Origin of the sequence: Labilithrix luteola, assembly GCF_001263205.1 — a bacterium.
In the GTDB taxonomy this organism is placed as follows: domain Bacteria; phylum Myxococcota_A; class Polyangia; order Polyangiales; family Polyangiaceae; genus Labilithrix; species Labilithrix luteola.
Window position 1 is genome coordinate 10,202,847 of the sequence record NZ_CP012333.1, and the last position, 18,307, is coordinate 10,221,153.

General features: G+C 66.7%; 15 protein-coding genes and 1 pseudogene. 9 read left to right on the top strand and 7 right to left on the bottom strand.

The annotated features are described in order from the left end of the window. Positions 1-3 precede the first annotated feature (3 nt). From AKJ09_RS43985 to AKJ09_RS43995, 3 genes and pseudogenes are all read left to right on the top strand, one after another. A pseudogene (locus AKJ09_RS43985) lies at positions 4-956 on the top strand (acetyl-CoA carboxylase carboxyltransferase subunit alpha). Between the two features lie 257 nt (positions 957-1,213). Further along, complete coding sequence (locus AKJ09_RS43990; protein WP_146653835.1) at positions 1,214-1,996, top strand: glucose 1-dehydrogenase; 783 nt, start codon at positions 1,214-1,216, stop codon at positions 1,994-1,996. A gap of 85 nt (positions 1,997-2,081) precedes the next feature. Continuing rightward, on the top strand, positions 2,082-3,671 hold the full coding sequence (locus tag AKJ09_RS43995; protein WP_146653836.1) for a serine/threonine-protein kinase: 1,590 nt from the start codon (positions 2,082-2,084) through the stop codon (positions 3,669-3,671). A gap of 3 nt (positions 3,672-3,674) precedes the next feature. Here AKJ09_RS43995 and AKJ09_RS44000 read toward each other — a convergent pair whose 3' ends face one another. Continuing rightward, positions 3,675-4,787, bottom strand: coding sequence for a hypothetical protein (locus AKJ09_RS44000; protein WP_146653837.1), 1,113 nt, complete (start codon positions 4,785-4,787; stop codon positions 3,675-3,677). A gap of 253 nt (positions 4,788-5,040) precedes the next feature. Then, complete coding sequence (locus AKJ09_RS44005; RefSeq protein WP_146653838.1) at positions 5,041-6,048, bottom strand: helix-turn-helix transcriptional regulator; 1,008 nt, start codon at positions 6,046-6,048, stop codon at positions 5,041-5,043. Between the two features lie 112 nt (positions 6,049-6,160). On the opposite strand from AKJ09_RS44005, the gene AKJ09_RS44010 reads away from it, so the two are divergent. From AKJ09_RS44010 to AKJ09_RS44030, 5 genes are all read left to right on the top strand, one after another. Further along, the gene (locus tag AKJ09_RS44010) at positions 6,161-6,970 is read left to right on the top strand and encodes a pentapeptide repeat-containing protein (protein WP_169928360.1); all 810 of its coding nucleotides are present in this window, start codon (positions 6,161-6,163) and stop codon (positions 6,968-6,970) included. Next, positions 6,967-7,176: a hypothetical protein gene (locus AKJ09_RS44015; RefSeq protein WP_146653840.1), complete on the top strand. Its 210-nt coding sequence runs from the start codon at positions 6,967-6,969 to the stop codon at positions 7,174-7,176. Before AKJ09_RS44010 ends, AKJ09_RS44015 begins: the two co-directional genes overlap by 4 nt. 50 nt (positions 7,177-7,226) lie before the next feature. Further along, positions 7,227-7,568 (top strand): SRPBCC family protein, encoded by a 342-nt coding sequence (locus tag AKJ09_RS44020; protein ID WP_146653841.1) that lies wholly within the window; start codon positions 7,227-7,229, stop codon positions 7,566-7,568. Positions 7,569-7,672: 104 nt separating this feature from the next. Beyond that, entirely contained in the window at positions 7,673-10,249 is a 2,577-nt protein-coding gene (locus tag AKJ09_RS44025) for a hypothetical protein (protein ID WP_146653842.1), read from the top strand. Positions 10,250-10,411: 162 nt separating this feature from the next. After that, the gene (locus AKJ09_RS44030) at positions 10,412-11,191 is read left to right on the top strand and encodes a response regulator transcription factor (protein WP_169928361.1); all 780 of its coding nucleotides are present in this window, start codon (positions 10,412-10,414) and stop codon (positions 11,189-11,191) included. 133 nt (positions 11,192-11,324) lie between these two features. Here AKJ09_RS44030 and rpsD read toward each other — a convergent pair whose 3' ends face one another. Then, complete coding sequence (rpsD, locus tag AKJ09_RS44035; RefSeq protein ID WP_146653844.1) at positions 11,325-11,936, bottom strand: 30S ribosomal protein S4; 612 nt, start codon at positions 11,934-11,936, stop codon at positions 11,325-11,327. Positions 11,937-11,949: 13 nt separating this feature from the next. After that, positions 11,950-12,513, bottom strand: a complete 564-nt coding sequence (locus AKJ09_RS44040) for a peroxiredoxin (RefSeq protein ID WP_146653845.1) — start codon at positions 12,511-12,513, stop codon at positions 11,950-11,952. 162 nt (positions 12,514-12,675) lie between these two features. Between AKJ09_RS44040 and AKJ09_RS44045 the strand changes: the two genes are divergently transcribed. Next, the gene (locus tag AKJ09_RS44045) at positions 12,676-13,593 is read left to right on the top strand and encodes a hypothetical protein (RefSeq protein ID WP_146653846.1); all 918 of its coding nucleotides are present in this window, start codon (positions 12,676-12,678) and stop codon (positions 13,591-13,593) included. Between the two features lie 22 nt (positions 13,594-13,615). Here the strand turns inward: AKJ09_RS44045 and AKJ09_RS44050 are convergent, their stop codons facing one another. From AKJ09_RS44050 to AKJ09_RS44060, 3 genes are read right to left on the bottom strand one after another with little or no spacing between them, the layout of a single operon-like run. Beyond that, complete coding sequence (locus AKJ09_RS44050; RefSeq protein WP_240488833.1) at positions 13,616-14,959, bottom strand: HTTM domain-containing protein; 1,344 nt, start codon at positions 14,957-14,959, stop codon at positions 13,616-13,618. Continuing rightward, a complete protein-coding gene (locus AKJ09_RS44055) occupies positions 14,956-17,184 on the bottom strand; it encodes a TonB-dependent receptor family protein (protein WP_146653848.1) in 2,229 nt (742 codons plus the stop codon). Before AKJ09_RS44055 ends, AKJ09_RS44050 begins: the two co-directional genes overlap by 4 nt. Beyond that, positions 17,174-18,298 (bottom strand): imelysin family protein, encoded by a 1,125-nt coding sequence (locus tag AKJ09_RS44060; RefSeq protein WP_146653849.1) that lies wholly within the window; start codon positions 18,296-18,298, stop codon positions 17,174-17,176. The genes AKJ09_RS44055 and AKJ09_RS44060 overlap by 11 nt, the downstream gene beginning before the upstream one ends. Positions 18,299-18,307: the final 9 nt, after the last annotated feature.

Genomic DNA, 18,307 nt, shown 5'->3' on the forward strand with positions numbered 1-18,307 from the left:
AACGTGGCGTCACACGTCCTGCCTTTCGAAAAGCCCGTCGTCGATCTCGTTGCTCGCGTTCGTGAGCTCCGCGCCCTCGCGGAGAACGACAAGCGCTTCGAGTCAGAGCTCCGCCGCCTCGAAGAGAAGGCCGGCCGCCTAGCCCGCGAGCTCTTCGCCGATCTCTCGCCGTGGCAGAAGGTCCAGCTCTGCCGGCATCCGAACCGGCCTTACACGCTGGACTACATCAACCATCTCATCGAGGACTTCGTCGAGATGCACGGCGATCGCCGCTTCGGCGACGATCCCGCCATCGTCGGTGGCATCGGTCGCTACCACGGACGCAGCGTCGTCGTCGTGGGCCACCAGAAGGGCCGCACCACGAAGGAGAAGGCGATGCGAAACTTCGGTCAGGCCCAGCCCGAGGGCAACCGCAAGGCGTCCCGCCTCTACGAGCTCGCCGACCGCTTCGGCATGCCGATCTTGACCTTCGTCGACACGGCGGGCGCATACCCCGGCATCGGCGCCGAAGAGCGCGGTCAGAGCGAAGCCATCGGCGCGTGCCTCGCGGCTATGTCTCGCGCGCGAGTTCCGATCATCACGACCATCATCGGCGAAGGCGGATCGGGTGGCGCCCTCGCCCTCGGCGTGGGCAATCGCGTCCACGTGCTCGAGTACGGGACCTACAGCGTGATCTCACCTGAAGGATGCGCCTCCATCCTCTGGAAAGACGGTGCAAAAGCCGATGAGGCTGCCGCCCGTCTCCGCATCACGGCCCCGAGCTTCTCAAACTCAAGGTCGTCGATCGCTTGGTCGACGAGCCCGCCGGCGGTGCGCATCAGGACCACGAGGCCGCTGCGCGCTTTGTCGACGCCGCCATCCGCGAAGCGCTCGCGGAGCTGCTCCAGAAGACGCCCGACGAGCTCGTTCGCGATCGCTACGATCGCTTCCGCAAGCTCGGCGCGTTCGTCGCCTGAAGCGCCAAGCAGCGCGTCGAGCGCACAGAACGCGACAAGAACGCGACAAGAACGCGACAACAACGTCCCTCACGCGTGAGTCACGACGGCCGGTCGGGTCCAGACCGCGGTTCGTCTCATTTCGGACATTTCGTGTTGTCGACTGCGGCTCGACCAAAGTCGTGCTATCGGAGGGCACCCTAGGGCCGCTCCCGCTCGTTCGAAGTCTTTCGAATGCCGCGCGACACATTTGGCACTACGGGCTTCGTAGGCTCCGAATGTCGGCAACCAATCTCAACAGCGGCAGTCTCAAAATCGGGCTCGAAAACAAGGTCGCGATCGTCACCGGCGCCAGTCGAGGCATCGGCGAAGCGATCGCTCGCACCTTCGCGGAAAACGGCGCCAACGTCGTCGTCGCCTCGCGCAAGCTCGAAGGCGTCACCGCGGTCGCCGAGTCGATCGGTCCGCGCGCACACGCCATCGCCGCCCACACGGGTCGCGAGGCTGATTGCGCGGCGCTCGTGCAGGCTGCCGTGGCGAAGTTCGGCAAGGTCGACATCCTCGTCAACAACGCGGCGACGAACCCGTACTTCGGTCCGATGATCGACATCGACGAAGGCGCTTGGGACAAGACCTTCGAAGTGAACGTGAAGGGTTACTTCTGGCTGAGCCGTGAAGTAGCCAAGCACCTTCGCTCGCGCGACGCCTCGGGCTCGATCGTCAACGTGGCCAGCGTCGCCGGACTCGTCGCCTCGCCGCTCCAGGCGGTCTACGGCATGACGAAGGCTTCGATCATCTCGATGACGAAGACCCTCGCCTACGAGCTCGCGGCGAACAACATCCGCGTCAACGCGATCGCCCCAGGCTTCGTCGATACACGCTTCGCGGCTGCCGTCCTGAAGAACGACACGCTCCTCGACGAAGTCATCCGCATGACGCCGATGAAGCGCTACGCGCAGCCGAACGAGATCGCCGGCGGCGCGCTCTATCTCGCGTCGGATGCCTCGAGCTACGTGACCGGCCACACCCTCGTCATCGACGGAGGCATGACTATCGCCTGAGGCTGTCGGCGCGGTCGTGACGGTCCAACGAGAATGTTGGCCCAAACGATCGAACCAGTCTCTAGGGAGAAGAGTCGGGAGCGAGATGGTTTCGGGGAAGGTCGTCGCAGGCAAATATCGGCTGAACCAGCTGCTCGGAACGGGCGGTATGGCCGAGGTTTGGTCTGCGACCAACACCTTCACCGACCGGCAGATCGCCATCAAGTTCATGAACGCGGTGGTGGCGAAGACGCCCGAGTCCGCCGCGCGGTTCCTCAAGGAGGCGAAGGTCTCCGCGAGGGTGAATCACCCGAACATCATCGACATCCTCGACGTGGGGCAGACGGAGGAGGGGCAGCTCTTCCTCGTCATGGAGCTGCTCACGGGCTTCCCACTCGAGGTCGCCCTCCGCCGTCAGACGCCGCCGATGACGATCTACGAGTTCTGTCTCGTGATGGTCGAAGTCGCGCAGGCGCTCGGCGCCGCGCACAAGTCGGGGATCGTCCACCGCGATCTCAAGCCGTCCAACGTCTTCCTGCACAAGGTTCGCGACGGGCTCGCGATCCCGAAGCTGCTCGACTTCGGCGTCAGCAAGTTCCTCGAGGAAGACCAGAACCATGCGCTCACCGTGGCCGGCACGGTGCTTGGCTCGCCGCTCTACATGTCGCCCGAGCAGGCGCGCGGCGACAGCCAGATCGATGGACGCACCGACGTCTTCGCGTTCGGCGCCATCCTGTTCGAGGCGCTCTGCGGCTACCGCGCCTACGAAGCGAAGAACTTCAACGCGCTCATCGTGAAGATCGCCACGTCGAAGCCCAAGAGCATCGACGCCTGCGCGCCTCACGTTCCCGAGTCGCTCCGGCGCGTCGTTCGGAAGTGCCTCGAGGTCGACCTGAAGGCGCGCCTCCAGAACTTCGAAGAGGTCGTTGCGCTCTTGAAGGCGGTGCTGCCGGAGCTCGAGGGCTCCCCTGCCCGTCTTCCGATTCCAATGATCACGGCAACGTTCGATCCCGACGCGACGAACGCCCTTCCGGTGCTTCGCGCGAGCGACCGTCCGCCGCCGGCGTCGTCCGACCGCCTGCTTGCCGCCGCGCTGGCTCCGCTCGCAAGCATCCCTCCCGGCGCGGTTCCGCTCTACCCGTCGACGAGTCCCACGGGTCCGTCCTGGCACACGCCGAACACGTCCTATGCGTCGGTCACCGTCGAGAAGCCGAAGCGTCGCAGCACGGCAATGCTCGGTCTCGGAGCCGCTGCACTCGTCGTCGTCTGCATGGCCGCCGGAATCGGGGTTGGCTGGCGTTCGCGCGGCGCGAACAACGGTGCCGCCAACGTGACGCCGCCGCCCAGCGCGGTCACGACTACGGCGGCCTCCGCGCCGGTCGTCACGGCCGCGCCGGCCGAGTCTGCGTCCGCCGACGTTCAGACGGTCAGCGTCGATTCGCTTCCCGGTGCAGCGCCGAAACCGCTCGGCCCCGTTCCGCACGGATCAGGCCGCCTCAACGTCAGCGCGGCGCCCGGTTGGTGCACGCTGTCGATCGACGGCAAGGGCTTCGGGCCCACGCCGCTCGCGGGCATCGACCTGCCGACGGGCGCTCACCAACTCCGCTGCGAAGCACCGAACGGTCGCGCGAAGACGGCCAGCGTCACCGTCCAGGAAGGCGCGAACTCGAAGGTCAAGTTCGCGCTCGACGAGTAGCGGTCAGAGCATCGACACGCCGAGCAGACGCGTGTGCACGATACGGCGCGGCTTCGCGCCGATGTTCGAAGCGTCGCCGTTCGTGGCCACGGCCGTGATCTGCGACGACGGCACCGGAATCACGAGGTCGCGGTTCACGTGGACCTTCTGAATCTTGGGGTCCATGATGTCGACGGTCGTGCCGCGGTCATTGCGCTTGCTCAGAGGCGCACCGAAAGCACTGACCTTCGTTCCAGGATCGTGACCGTTCGGCATCTTCCAGCCGGACGTCACTTCGATCTTCATCTCGGCGCACTGCGCGTAGCTCGGCATGCGGAGCTTCTTGCTCGCGAGCACGCGGAGCGCGTACGTCGCCGCTTGCATCCACCCATCGCGCGCGCCGTTGCACTCGAGCACGTCGACGGACGTCACGAGCCCCGTGTGATCGGCGCGGGCGAAGAACACCGCGCGACCGTCAATGGGTGCCGTGGTGGCCGATGCGGCGTCACCGAGCGCAGCGAGCACGGGTCCCTCGGGCCCGAGACCAATGTCACGATCGTGAGCCTCGGCAGCCTGGTGAAGCGAGAGCTGAACGCGACGCTTGGCGAGCGCAGTCTGCTCCGCGAGCGTCAACCGATGCTCGGGCTTCGCGGAGCCTGCCTGAGGCACCTGCTCGGGCAGCGCGCCTCGAGCGAGGAACGGATTGGTTCCGTTGAGCCCGATGTCGGGCGGTCCGAACGTGATGCCCGGCGAATCATCGCGCGGAACCTGACCGCTCGGCGCCGGCGTCTTGGCCGAGCCGGGCTCCGGCGCGGCGGCGCTTGCGACGTGCTCGTGCATCGAGGCGCGCGACTTCACCGTGCCCTCGCCCGCAGCAGCTACGCGTTCACCGTCGCCCTCACGGGAAGCAACCGCGCCAGGGACCGCATCACGCGACGGAGCTGCATTCTCTGGCAGCGTCGGCGCAACGAGGGGCTCGTCTTGGACATCGATATCGACGGACGGAGTTTCGGTCGCAACCTCGATGACATGCGGCGGCTGGGGCGCATGACGCAACACAGGCACGACACGCACGGCCGCGAGGATGCCGGCGTGAAGAACCAGTGCGACGACGAGCGGTCGCTTCAACGACGACATTCGCAGCCTCCTGCTCGAGCTTCGGTTCGCATGAAGTCCTGGTCATAGCGGTCGAAATCGCGAACACCTAGCGGCCCGCATGCTCGCGCCTCGCGCACGAAAGGCATCGACTCGCGCCCTCGTGAGGACGAGCCAACGCGATCGCGAAGGCAATCCTGCGGTCGACGTGAAACGCGCCGATGTGGGCGAACATCGAAAGCCCGAGCGCGCTCGATTCGAAAAAAGAGCGAGAGCTCGAGTACAGCAGCCGAGATCAGCGTCGACGAAACGCGCCCGGCGAGAGCCCCGTCCAACGCTTGAACGCGCGACTGAACGTGGCGACGTCGGAGAAGCCGACCTGGTAAGCGATCTCCGCGAGCGTCAGCGTCGTCTCGCGGAGCTTTTGCCTGGCGAGCTTCTCGCGTGCCGTGTCGACGACCTCCGAAAAGCGTGTCCCTTCCTCTTCGAGACGACGCTGCAGGGTGCGCGCACTCATGTGCAGGCCGGAGGCGATGGCGTCGGCGCCCACGTCGCCCGGAAGCGCACGTTCGATCCGCGAACGAACCGTCTCTGCCAGCGCGCCGCGACGAGGCGCAAGGGCAAGCGCCGCGGAGGCGAGGTGCTCGGCCGTCGCTCGGAGCCTGGGATCGAAGTCCGGTAGCGGAGCATCCGCGTCGGCCTGCGTGAACGCGAGGCCGACGTCCTCGGAGCCGAACGCGACGTCACGGGTTCCCAAGGACTGGAAGAGCGGAACGAGGTCGCGGGGGCGAGGACACGACAACCACGCTCGTGACGGAAACGGCCGCGCGGCCTGGGCGCAGTGCGCGAGCAGGAACGCCAGCACGTATTCGTCCGCGTGGAGGCCGAGACCACGCGGGTGGCCGCGAAAGCGCGCGTGGAATCGAACTTCGTCGTTCTCGACCCGAACGTCGGCGTCGAGCGCCGGCAAGACGAGCGACGCGAAGCGCGCAGCGGTCGAGAGCACCTCGTGGACATTCGCAGCCGCTCGAAGGGCGAGTGCCACGGCGTCGTAACGACGAAACGGGAGCGCCGTCGGGAGCGTGAGCGCGAGATGAGGCTCGACGCAGTGCTCGGACGCGAGATCGAGCATGAGCGCGAGCACGTCGGAGGTAAGCGGCAGCTCGTCGACGTCGGCCGCGTTCGCGGGCAAACCGAACCGTAGAGCCAGCGCGCAAGCATCTGCCCCACGCCCCGTCAGGAAGCGCAGCAGCGCCGGCGCGACCGCCGTAGGCGTTGCAGGTTCCTTCGAAGGCCGGCCCATCGAGATGCAGCATATTCACGCGCGCGCCCGAGGTGGGTATTGGCGTTTTCGGCAAATCTGTTTGACGTCAGAGGTCATGGTGGGGCTTGGCGGGCCCCGCTACCTTCGATGCATGCCGATCGAGATCCGCCACCACGACGGACGCGTCCTGTACTTCTCGCCGCGCGCACGCCTCCTGCGGGACGCGCTGCACGAGGCGACGGATCGGAACGTCGACCTGGCAGGTGCCGATCTGGTGAACGCCGATCTGACGGGGGCGAACCTCGAAGAAGCGCGTCTCGAAGGAGCCCACCTCGCGGGCGCGATCCTTCGCCACGCGAACCTCGAAGAAGCCGCGCTCGGACGCGCCGATCTCTCGCGCGCAACGCTCGACGGGGCGAACCTCGAAGAGGCCGATCTGTCCGGTGCGCTCCTCATGGAGGCATCCTTGCAGGGGGCGAACCTCGAGGAAGCGAACCTGGCGCAAGCGGACTTGACCGGGGCCCGCTTGGATGGCGCGAACCTCGAGGAGGCCGACCTCCGAACGGCCATCCTCGTGCGCGCGTCGTTCGTGCGCGCGAATCTCGAATCGGCAAGGCTCGAGCGAGTTCGCGCCGAAGACGTGTCCTTCGCCTCCGCCAATCTCGAGAAGTGCGACCTGCGCGACGCCGATCTGCGCCAGGCCAACGCGCCCTCGGCCAACTTCGAGAAATGCGATCTGCGCGGGGCGAAGCTCGCTTCGGCCATCCTCGCGGGTTCGAACCTCGAGAAGTGCGATTTACGCGGCGCCGATCTGAGCAATGCGAATCTGACCGAAGCCTGTTTCGATCGATCCGACCTTCAAGGAGCGTGCCTCGAAGGAGCAACGCTCGACGGCGCGAGCTTCGACCGTACGCGACGCGATTCGGCGTCGCCCGTTTCGCGCGGAGGGCCTTACCGATGATTCGAGCGACCTCCTGCGGCCGGTGCGGCACGCGCTACGACGGTCATGCGTTCGGCTCCCTCGCCCCCGTGGAGCGTCTCGATCGCGACGCGCTCGCGGCCATCGTCGTGCGCTGGCCCGAGGGCACCACGGTCGAGGTCCGAGCCTGCGCGAAGTGCGCGCGCCCCATCGCGCGCCTCACCCGCCAAGCGGGCGGTCGCGCCTGAGCAGAGCCCTGGCAGGCCATGAAAACAGGCCTTGCCTGACACATAAGCGAATGCAGAACGACATCCGGCCGGTGGTCGGGCACCACTTCACGTTTCGCGCGAAGCCGATGCCGGGTTGGGACGGCATCGTCCACTGCGAGGTCCTCGAGGTAGAGCCGAACGCGCATCTCGTGTACGCGTGGCGCGGCGGAGCAAAGGACGGCCCTGGCGGGGCGCTGGACACGACCGTGACCTGGACGCTCACGCGAACGGGCGCCGGAGGCACGCGCCTGCGACTCGTGCACGCAGGGTTCACCCCGGCGAACGCCTTCGCCTACGAGAACATGGGCAAGGGCTGGCGAGGCAAGATCGCCGAGCGCATCGAGGCCACTCTGGCCGGCGCCGGCGCCTGAGCGAGCCCCATTCCAACCTCACGCGAGTCTCTAGGCCGTCCCATCCGGGAAACGGCTGAGATTCCGGTACGCATTCAAGCTCGTCCGCCGTATATGCGCGGCCGATGCGCAAGCTCATCACGGCCCTTGCCACCAGTACCCTCGTCGCGACTCTCCTCGCGTCGTGCGGAACCGAGTCCGTCACGAGCCTCTTCGGCGACTACCCCGCGTCCGGCTATGGCGGTGACGGAGGTACGAACGGGTCGCTCGTCGACGACGATGCCGATGGAGCTCCGCCCTGCGCGACGCCCATCACCTGCGAGCAGGCCGGCGTCGAGTGCGGCCCGACCAACGACGGTTGTGGCGGAGTCCAACAGTGCGGAGACTGCAAGGCGCCCGACACCTGCGGTGGCGGCGGCACCCCGAGCAAGTGCGGACACTACGAGTGCAAGCCGAAGACGTGCGCCGACCTCGGCGCCAATTGCGGGCCCGTCGGTGACGGTTGCGGAAACCAGATCGACTGCGGGACCTGCAAAGACGGCCTGACCTGTGGCGGAGGCGGTACGCCGAGCGTTTGCGGCACCGGCAGCATCTGCACGCCCCTCACCTGCGTCGATCAGGCCGTCAATTGCGGACCGATCGGCGACGGCTGCGGGAACGTCGTGCAGTGCGGAACATGCACCGGCGCCCAGACGTGCGGCGGCGGCGGCGTTGCGAGCGTCTGCGGGGCGCCTCCGTGCACGCCGAAGACGTGCGCGCAGCTCGGCGCGGATTGCGGCCCCGTCGGTGACGGTTGCGGTGGGCTCCTGCAGTGTGGAACGTGCAGCCTGCCGCAGAGCTGCGGTGGCACCACGCCGAGCAAGTGCGGTGTGCCCGCGAGCTGCACCGGGCTGTGTCTCAAGCAGGTGACGTGCAGCAATCCCGCGGTGACGACCACGGTGACCGGCACAGTCTACGCCCCCAACGGCATCGATCCGCTCCCCAACGCCGTCGTCTACGTGCCGAACGCCGACGTGCAACTGTTTCCGGCGGGCGTGAGCTGCGACCAGTGCGGGGCGCCCGCCTCCGGCTCACCGCTCGTCACGGCGACCACGGGCATCGACGGCAGGTTCACGCTGAAGAACATGCCGGTCGGCACGAAGATCCCGCTCGTCATCCAGCTCGGCCGCTGGCGCCGCCAGGTGACGATCCCGAACGTTGCATCCTGCACCAATACGCCGGTCGCGGCGGCCTTGACGCGCCTTCCGAAGAACAAGAGCGAAGGTGACATCCCGCTCATGGCCTTCTCGACCGGCGCGGTCGACGCGCTCGAGTGCGTCATCCGCAAGATCGGCGTCGACGACACGGAGTTCACGGCGCCGACCGGAACCGGTCGCGTCCATCTCTACAAAGGGCTGGACGACGTGAACAGCACCTACCACACGTCGACCGTGTGGGCGGCGGGCGGCGCGGCAGCTCCCGGCTCGCCGACCGAGGACCAGCTCTGGAGCAACCAGGCGACGCTGAACAAGTACGACATGGTGCTGTTCCCGTGTCAGGCCGACGAGTCGACCAGCAGCACACTCCGCAGCGCCGCGGCACACCAGAACCTGGTCAACTACGCGAACGCGGGCGGGCGAATTTTCGCCACACACTTCAGCTATATCTGGCTCTACAAAACCGCGCCATTCAGCACGACGACGCAGTGGCGCGTCACGCAGAACCCGTCGCCGGTGAACCAGACCGGCTACATCGACACGAGCTTCCCCAAGGGACAGGCGCTCGCGCAGTGGCTCGTGCAAGTCAACGCGTCGACGACGCTCGGGCAAATCCCCCTCGAGATCATTCGCCATGACTACGACTCGGTCGTCGCACCGTCGCAGTCGTGGATGACCATCAAGAATCCGTCGGCAAGCGTCCACTACACCTTCAACACGCCGGTCGGCCAGACGGCGGACAAGCAGTGCGGGCGCGTTCTCTTCGACGACTTCCACGTCGAGAACGCGACGTTCGCGACCACGCGTACGGCCACCTTCCCGGCAGAGTGCGCTGACGGCCCGATGACGCCTCAGGAGAAGCTCCTCGAGTACATGATCTTCGACCTCGGCTCGTGCGTGACGCCCGACGTTCCGCCGGTCTGCAAGAAGAAGACGTGCGCCGAGCTCGGCGTCGGCTGCGGTCCTGCCGGCGACGGTTGCGGAGGCGTCCAGCAGTGCGGAAACTGCACGCTCCCCGAGACGTGCGGAGGAGGCGGCGTCGCGAGCCAGTGCGGTGCACCGAGCTGCTCGGCGAAGACCTGCGCCCAGCAAGGCATCCAGTGCGGCCCTGCCGGCGACGGTTGCGGCAACCAGATCCAGTGCGGTGCGTGCCCGGCGGGTCAGACGTGCGGCGGCGGCGGGCAACCTGGCGTGTGCGGGAGCAAGCCTTGCACTCCGACGACCTGCGCGAAGCAGGGCATCGAATGCGGCCCCGCGGGTGACGGCTGCGGGAAGCTCCTCCAATGCGGAAACTGCACTGCGCCCGAGACCTGTGGTGGCGGCGGGCAATCCGGCGTGTGTGGCAAGCGGGATTGCCAGCCCAAGACGTGCCTCGATCTCGGCGCCAATTGCGGTCCCGTCGCCGATGGCTGCGGGAACATCCTGCAGTGCGGGACGTGTGTTGCCCCGCAGACTTGTGGTGGCGGTGGCGTCCCCAGCCAGTGTGGCGGCAGCGGCCCGAAGTGACCATCCGCGAGATGCCGACAGGCTCGTGACACGTCGTGAGGGCGAACGCCAAGCTCGCCCTCACGCATCGTCACACACGTCGTTCGCGACGCACGATTACCCCCAAATGGGGGAATGGGAGCTCCCTCGCATGAGCGATGGGATTGCTTCACAATGCACAGAATGGCGACCTCGCTGGTACGCACGGATGCCGTTCGGCGTTTGTGGCGCGCCGTTAGTGAAGCGCGCGAGATCCGAGACGGGCGCGCCGAGCAACAGGTGCACGTCGCGAGCGAGCTCGCGCGCATCGTGAACGCCCAAGTATGTGCGTTCGCGATGGTCGAAGACTTTCGTCCAGGCGGACAAGGCCAGGTCGTCTCCGTCCAAGACTGTGGATGGGCCACGAGCTCCGAGCGCGAGTTCGTCTGGGGAACGTTCGGCCAGCAAGGCACGATCTACGATCCGGTCAACCAGGTCATCATGCGCAACTGGAACTGGACGAGCCCGACCGAGCTCGCCGTCATCCGACGCGAAGACGTCGTCGCAAACGGCGACTGGTACGACGCGCCCATGATCCACGACACGTATCGTCCGTGCCGGATCGACCACAGCATCTACGCCATGCACGGCACCGGCAAGCCGGGGCAGGCGTACGGCCTAGGCATCAAGAAGTCGTGGGGCGAGCGCCCCTACTCCGAAGAAGATCGGAATCTCGTCGAGCTTCTCGTGGCCGAGTGCGGCTGGCTCTGGTCCCCCGATCGGCGCCTCGCAGTCGCCGCGCTGACCCCGCGGGAGCGTGAGACCCTCGAGTATCTGCTCGACGGAGCGTCGCTGAAAGAGATCGCCTACGAGCTCAAACTCTCGCGCCACACGGTGGATGGCTACGTGAAGGCCATCCACAAAACGCTCGGGGTGCACAGTCGCGCCGAGCTCGTCTCGCGCTTCCTCAACGCCAACCGCTGAAGCTCGTCGGCACGACCGCAAGCCTGGCATCTCTCCGGAACGAATCGCTTCGAGAAACGGGCGCGAACGACAAAACGAAATCGGGAGGATGCAGAGTGATCCGCATCCTCCCGACCGCGATCGAAGCGAACGCTCAGACGCGCTGCGAGTAGAACTCGACGACGAGCTGGAGGTTCACGGTGAAGAGGGCCGACGTCTCGTCCGGGAGGTTCGAGACCACGGCCGTACCGGCCTGGCGGTTCACCTCGAGCCACGGCGTCTGGAAGCCGTCGGCGACCTGGGCGCCCGCGGCGACCGAGCCGAGCTCACGGCTCTTCTCGCGGAGCGAGATGGTCTGGCCCTTGTCGACGCGGAACGACGCGATGTCGACGCGCTTGCCGTTGACGAGGACGTGGCCGTGGTTGACGAGTTGGCGGGCCGCCGGGATGGTGCGAGCCCAACCCGCGCGGAAGACCACGTTGTCGAGGCGGCGCTCGAGAAGCTCGATGAGCTTGTGGCCGGTCTGACCGCCCGACGTCTTCGCCTCCACCATGAGCGTACGGAGCTGACGCTCGCTCACGCCGTAGTTCATCTTCACCTTCTGCTTCTCGTGAAGGCGAACGGCGAACTCGGTGAGCTTCTTGCGCGCCTGGCCGTGCTGGCCGGGGGGGTACGGGCGACGCTCCGCCTTCTTGGTCGTGAGACCGGGGAGCTCGGTACCGAGGGCGCGAAGGACTTTGAGGCGGGGACCAGTGTAGCGGCTCATCGAAGTATCTCTTTCAGGGCTTCAGGGTGGCGTCGCCGGGCTTCCAGTCGATCGGGCAGAGACCACCCGTCTTGAAGGCGCGAAGCGTGCGGAGCGTCTCGTCGACCGAGCGGCCGACGTCAAGGTCATTGATCACCGACGAACGAAGGATGCCCTTGTCGTCGATGATGAAGGTGCCGCGGAGCGAGACGCCCGCGCCTTCTACGAACACGCCGTAGTCCTTCGACACGGTGTGCGTCAAGTCGCTCGCGAGAGAATAGCGGAGCTCACCGAGGCCGCCGAGGTCCTTGCCGGCGCGAATCCAGGCGCGGTGCGTGTGGACCGAGTCGGTCGAAACGCCGATGACTTCAGCGCCTTCCTTCGCGAATTCCTCGTAACGCTCGCTGAAGCCACGGAGCTCCGTCGGGCAGACGAAGGTGAAGTCGAGCGGGTAGAACACCAGGACGACCCACTTTCCACGGTAGTCGGAGAGCTTCACCGGCTCTTCGAGCGTCTGGATGTTCTTGGTCGACGCCATCGAGAAGTCCGGGGCCGGACGACCGACGAATGCGCGGGGGGTGTAGCCGAGGGATTCCATGTTGCGTGGCTCCTGGGGTTACGAGGTGTGCGGCCGCACCCTACTGCTCATGAAAACAGTTTTCAATTTCATTATGGGGATGGCGCACGGAAAGGCCGCGTGTCAGTCTCCGCCGCCGTCAGCTCGGGCGTAGCACCCGATGACGCGCGGATCTTTACTCGAATGAAGCGACCTTCCCTTCCGAATTTCGCGAATTTCGCTCTGGCCGCTACGCTCGCGCTTGCTGCGGGGTACGGCTGCTACACCGGGCCTGACAGCGTGCCGACGGCGATTCCCGTGGCGGACAAGCCTTCGAAGCCGTCCGCCGCCCCGACCGCCGAGGGCATGCCTTGCGACGTGGGCGCCCTGCTCCAGAAGTACTGCACCTCGTGCCACGGAGATCCGCCGGTGGGCGCCAAGAGCTCGCTCGTGACACGCGAAGCCTTGATGGCGTCGTGGGATGGCGGCGATTCCCTGGCGGCCCTGTCCCTCGCCCGCATGCGTGACGTGGAGAACCCGATGCCGCCGTCGGGAAACCTCTCCGAGAACGAGATCGCGATCTTCGAGCAGTGGGTGAACGAGGGCATGCCGGCCGGCAGCTGTGATTCGCCCAACGCGACGGATCCGGTGCCGATCGAGCTCACGTGCACGAGCGGCAAGTACTGGACGAAGGGCGAAGACCACGGCGACAAGCTCATGACCCCGGGTCGTGCGTGCATCAACTGCCATAGCGGCGTCGGGTCCGGCAAGACGATGGACGACGACGATGACGATGAGCACGAGCACGACGATGCGCCGCTCTTCACGTTCGCCGGCACCGTCTACCCTACGGCGCACGAGCCGGACGATTGCTACGGCGTGGACGGCAAGACGACGGGAACGACGGTCATCCTCCACGGTGCCGACGGCGAGTCGCTGACGCTCGCAGTGAACGCCTCGGGCAACTTCTTCACCGAGCTCCCCCTCGCCCTTCCCTACACCGCGGAGGTCGTTCGCGACGGCAAGAGCCGCACGATGAAGACGGAAGCGACCGACGGCGACTGCAACACCTGCCACGGCGCGCGCAGCGGCGAAGCCAACGGCCGTATCACGGCGCCTTGATCCGGACGTCCGCGCGAAGCGCTCAGAACTCGGGCGCTTCGGTCGGCCCCGGAAGGATCCACGGCTTGGGTCCGAAGCCTTCGGAGACCTTCGCGAGATCGACGCGAGGATCGATGAGCGCGTGCGGGCGACGGCCGTTCAACGCGACCTGCGCATCGACGTGCACCTCGACCCCCGGGATGCCGCGCTTCGCGTAATCGTCCGCGACGATGTGCGCGAACTCGAGGATCATGTCCGGCTGCGTGGACATCATCTTGATCTGGTAGCGCGTGAGGTAGTCGTACGGGTCGACGACCCAGCGGCGGTGCGTGGCCGGATCGATCACGGTCATGTCGACCGCGCCGTTCTTCTCCATCAGCATCACGTTCCACCCGAAGCGGAACCCCTCCTCGGTCCAGAGAACGTTGCCCGAATAGAGCACGTGGCGGAACGGCACGAGCAGCTCGAACGCCGCGTAGAACACGACGATCGGCACGCCCCATCGCGGGAAGCTCGGAAGTGCGTGCTCACGACGCTCGCGCGAAAGAAGCCCGATGCGCTCGAAGACCGCCCGCGGCCAGCTGGGGTCGAAGAACACGAGCGCCATCGCCGTCATGATCCAGGGAAACATTCCGAGCTGGAAAAGACGCGCCGTGACGACGTGGAAGAAGACGACGACCAGATACGCGAACGGGCGCGTCCGACGCCACAGCAGGAACCCGACGATGGTCAGATCGAAGACGGCTCCGCACCAGCTGAACGCGTAGGCGAAGGCCTTCTCGTGGAAGAAACGCCCGAGCCCCGGAAACTCGGTGTTCGCGCCGAGCCAGATCGTGAGGGGTTGCGCGTGGACCAGCCAGTCGGCCTTCAGCTTCGCGACGCCCCCGAAGAAGTACACGCAGGCGACTTGGAAGCGCAGGATCCACAGACACCAGGCGGGGGCCGATGACCAGGCCTCGTCGGGACGACGCCAGACGCGCACCGAGGCGGCGCGGTCGAGCGGCAAGACCGTCATCACGAGCGAGAGGCACGTGACGAGGTAGTAGTGGTTCAGGTAGTTCGTCTTGTCGACGAAGTGCGCGTACGTGAAGAGCGCGCAGAAAAGCGCAATCGCCGGTCGATAGAAGAGCCCCAGCGCCACGCACGCTGCGCAGACGACCATCGCTGCATAGTGCACGTACATGCCGTAGCCGGGCCACGGGTGCACCCACGAGAAGCCGTAGTAGTGGAAGAAGTGCTTCGGCACCTCGTAGTACTCGTGGATCCAGCGATGCGCGAAGAAGCGTAGCGCGGCCACGCACAGGAGCGTGCCGAAGGCGATGCGGAATGCCGCGAGCGCGGCGATGTCGACGGGCGCCCGGAGCAGCGCGCCCAGTCTTTGTTTCACGGCCCCGACCACTTGAGGCCCACCATGGCTTGGCGGTAGCCGGCCGTGAAGATGCCGTTCGGGAGACGACTCGACAGGTACACGTCGTCGAAGGCGTTCTTGACCGTCAGGAGGAGCGAGATCCCCGTCGGCTTGTGGCGATAGCGCGCCCCGAGGTCGAGGATCTTGTAGGCGGGGATCTGACCCGCGCGGCCGGAGACGTCGGGCTCGAGGGTGTTCTGTTCGTCGGCGAACTGACTACCGACGTAGGAGAACGAGACCTGGCCGCCGAGACCGCTCGAGTGATCGCCGTCGAGCGTCACCGTGAGTGTGTTCTCCGGCGCGTACGGGACGAAGTTGCCCTGGTTCGGTCCGTCGCTGAACGTCGAACGCACGTACGTGTACTGTGCAGAAAGGTCGAGTTCGAGCGGCAAGCCGTCGCGAACGCCGAAGTGCGTGAGGGCCGTGACCTCGGCGCCGACATGGCGCGTCTTTCCGCCGTTCTTGAACTCGGCGGTCGAGCCGCTCAGCGTGTTGTTCGAGATCAGCTGGTTGTCGAAGTTCGTGAGGAAGCCCGTGACCTCGCCGCGGAACCAGCGGAACGGCCGCGCGCGCGTGCCGAGCTCGTAGTTCATGCTGCGCTCGGCATCGAGTCCTGCGTCCTTGCCGGTGGGCGTGATCGACTGGCTCACGCGCGGCGGGCTGTAGCCCGAGTGGACGCCCCAGAACACGTTGAACACGGGCTTGCCGTACGCAAACCCGACGCCGGGCATCACGCCGGTGGTGGACGACGTACCCGAGAGATCGACGTCTTGAGGAAGGCCGACGTCGCTCAGGACCCGCCGCGAGTTCCGTCGCGAGATCGCATGCTCGACGCGGAAACTCGGCGTCACGAGCATGTTCTTGAGGAAGGCCATGCGATCTTCGGCGTAGGCCGCAAGACCGAGGATGGTCGTCGTGTCGTCGGTCTGGAGATCGCCCGTCTCGGCGGTGGGCGTCGTGCCGTTCGAGAGCTTGCGGCGCGCCGAGTCGATCATCGCGCGACCGCCGACGATGAGGCGGTGGTTCACCGAACCGGTGTCGAAACGCTGCTCGAGCTGAGGCTCGACACCGGCGACGTTGTAGGAGCGGTCGCGAAGCGAGCGGGTGTTGCGGAAGTAGAGCGCGGCGTCGTCGGCGCGCGTGTCGCCGAGGATGCGCTGGTACTGATCCGGCGGGAGAACGGCCTTGCGGTCGAAGTCCTGCTGGTAGATCCGCATGTCGACCATGTACGCGAAGGCGGTCGTACGCAGCGTGGTGAGTGGCGTGAGGCGCTGCTCGTGCTGGAGCGAGACTTCGTACCGGCGGATCCCGAACAGGTCGTCCGGTGCGACCGTGTTCTGACGCGGATCGGCCTTGTACATCGAGTTCGTCAGGCCAACGTACGTGGTGTGCGAGACCTCGTCGTACGCGGAGATCTTCAGCGTGGCTTCGCCGTTCTTGCCGGTGGGAAAGGCGACCTTTCCCATGACGTCGGTGACGTCGAAGCCCATGTTCTGGAAGCCGTCGCCCTGCTTGTGGAAGGCCTGAACGACGTACCGAACGTCGCCGACAGCGTTGCCATAGCGAACGAGACCGCGCGCGAACGAGCGCTGGCCGTAGTCCGCTTCGACGGACCATTCCTCGCGCGTCGGCGGCGCCCACGTGTACAGGTTGACGACGCCGCCGACCGTCTGGGGGCCGTAGCGAAGGACCTCGTGGCCCTTGAGGACGTCGAGACGCTGCACGCGCTCGATCGGCGTCGAGTAATAGAGCTCGGGCTCGCCGTAAGGGCTGACGACGACGGGAACGCCGTCTTCCTGGATCAGCACGAGGCGGCTTCGCGTGGGGTTGAGGCCGCGCACACCGAGGTTCAGGCGGAGGCCCATGCCGTCTTCCTGACGGACGACGAGGCCCGGAACGCGACGGAACACCTCCGACGTGCTCTGCGGCTGCGCGCGCTTGATCTCCGTCTCGGAGACGCGCGAGCCGGAGCCCGTCGAGCGCTCCAGCGTGTCGGCCATGTTGCCTCGAACGGTGACCGTGTCCGGCCCTTCCGTCGCGGCGGCGGGCGCAGCTTCGGGCTGCGCGGGCGGAGATGGAGCCGCTGGTTCGGGCGCAGGCGTCGCCGTTTCGTCTGCATGGGCGGCCCCGCCTGCGAGCACGATGCTCGCGGCGACGACCAGACCGCTCAGCTTCCCCAGGCGGCGTGCGCCGTCAGTCACCATCGTTGTCGTTGAACTTCAGCGTCGTGCCGAGCGTGCCCGCGACTTCGGTGGTGAGCGAGTTCTTCAAGGTGCGGATGGATTGGTAAGCCGCCTCGACCGCTTCGCGGTGGTCGGTGATGGCGGTGCGGAACGGCGCCGGGATGGCTCCGATCTTCGCCTCGGCGTCGGCGAGGTCGGCGATGACGCGGTCGTCGAGCGCAGGGTTCTTGGCGCGGACGAGGTCCGAGAGGCCCATGCCGTCGGCCGATCCGTAGGCGCCCGTGTAGACGCTGCGCACGCCGTCGACGGTGGCGAGCATATCGGCGATGGAGTTGTCGCTGCGCGGCGTCTCTTCCTGATCCGGCGCAGGCACGCCGCCCGTCTTCAGTCCGTACGGCTTGGCGATCTTCGTACCGGTCACGAGGTCGGCGGCGAACGTGGCGCTGTTGACGATCTGGTCGAGCGCCGCCTTCGACGTCGGGAAGAGGTCACCGGCGTCGGTGAGCTCCTTGGCGAAGTTCTGCCCCGCCGGATCCCACGCACTCACGAGCTCCGCGGTGCGCTTCTTCATGTTCTCGGTCGCGACCTTCACGTACGTCAGGCGGCGATCGGCGTTGGGCGCGGTGGTGAGCGACGTGAGGACCGCCGCGTTGCCGCCCTGGTTGTCGAAGAGGAGGTACTCGACCGCGAGCGAGCCCTTCGCATTCGCGCCGAGGGCCTCGAAGGACTCGGCCGTGATGGGATCGGTGCCGGCGATGACCTTCCCGATCGCGTCCGCCCCGGCGGGCCAGTAGTTCATGGCCGGCGTGATGCGATTGCTCTCGACCGGGCCGAACCGGAAGGCCTCGGCCTGCTCCCATGCCTTGCGGGCTGCCCGCCACGCGGCCTGCGCCTTCGACAGCGAGGCATCCGAGGGCGATGCCTGGAGCTCGGCGGCAGCCGCTCGCAGCGCGTCGACTTGCGTGTCGAGGGCGCGGTACGAGGGGAGGATCACGTTGTTCGTCAGGTCGACGAGCACCGGCTTCGCGTCCATCGACGACGACGAAGAAGCCGGACTCGAGCTGCAGGCGCCGAAGACACCCGCAGAGACCGTGACAGCCAGGGCGACAGCAAGCGAGTAACAAAGCGTACGCATCGAAGGCGG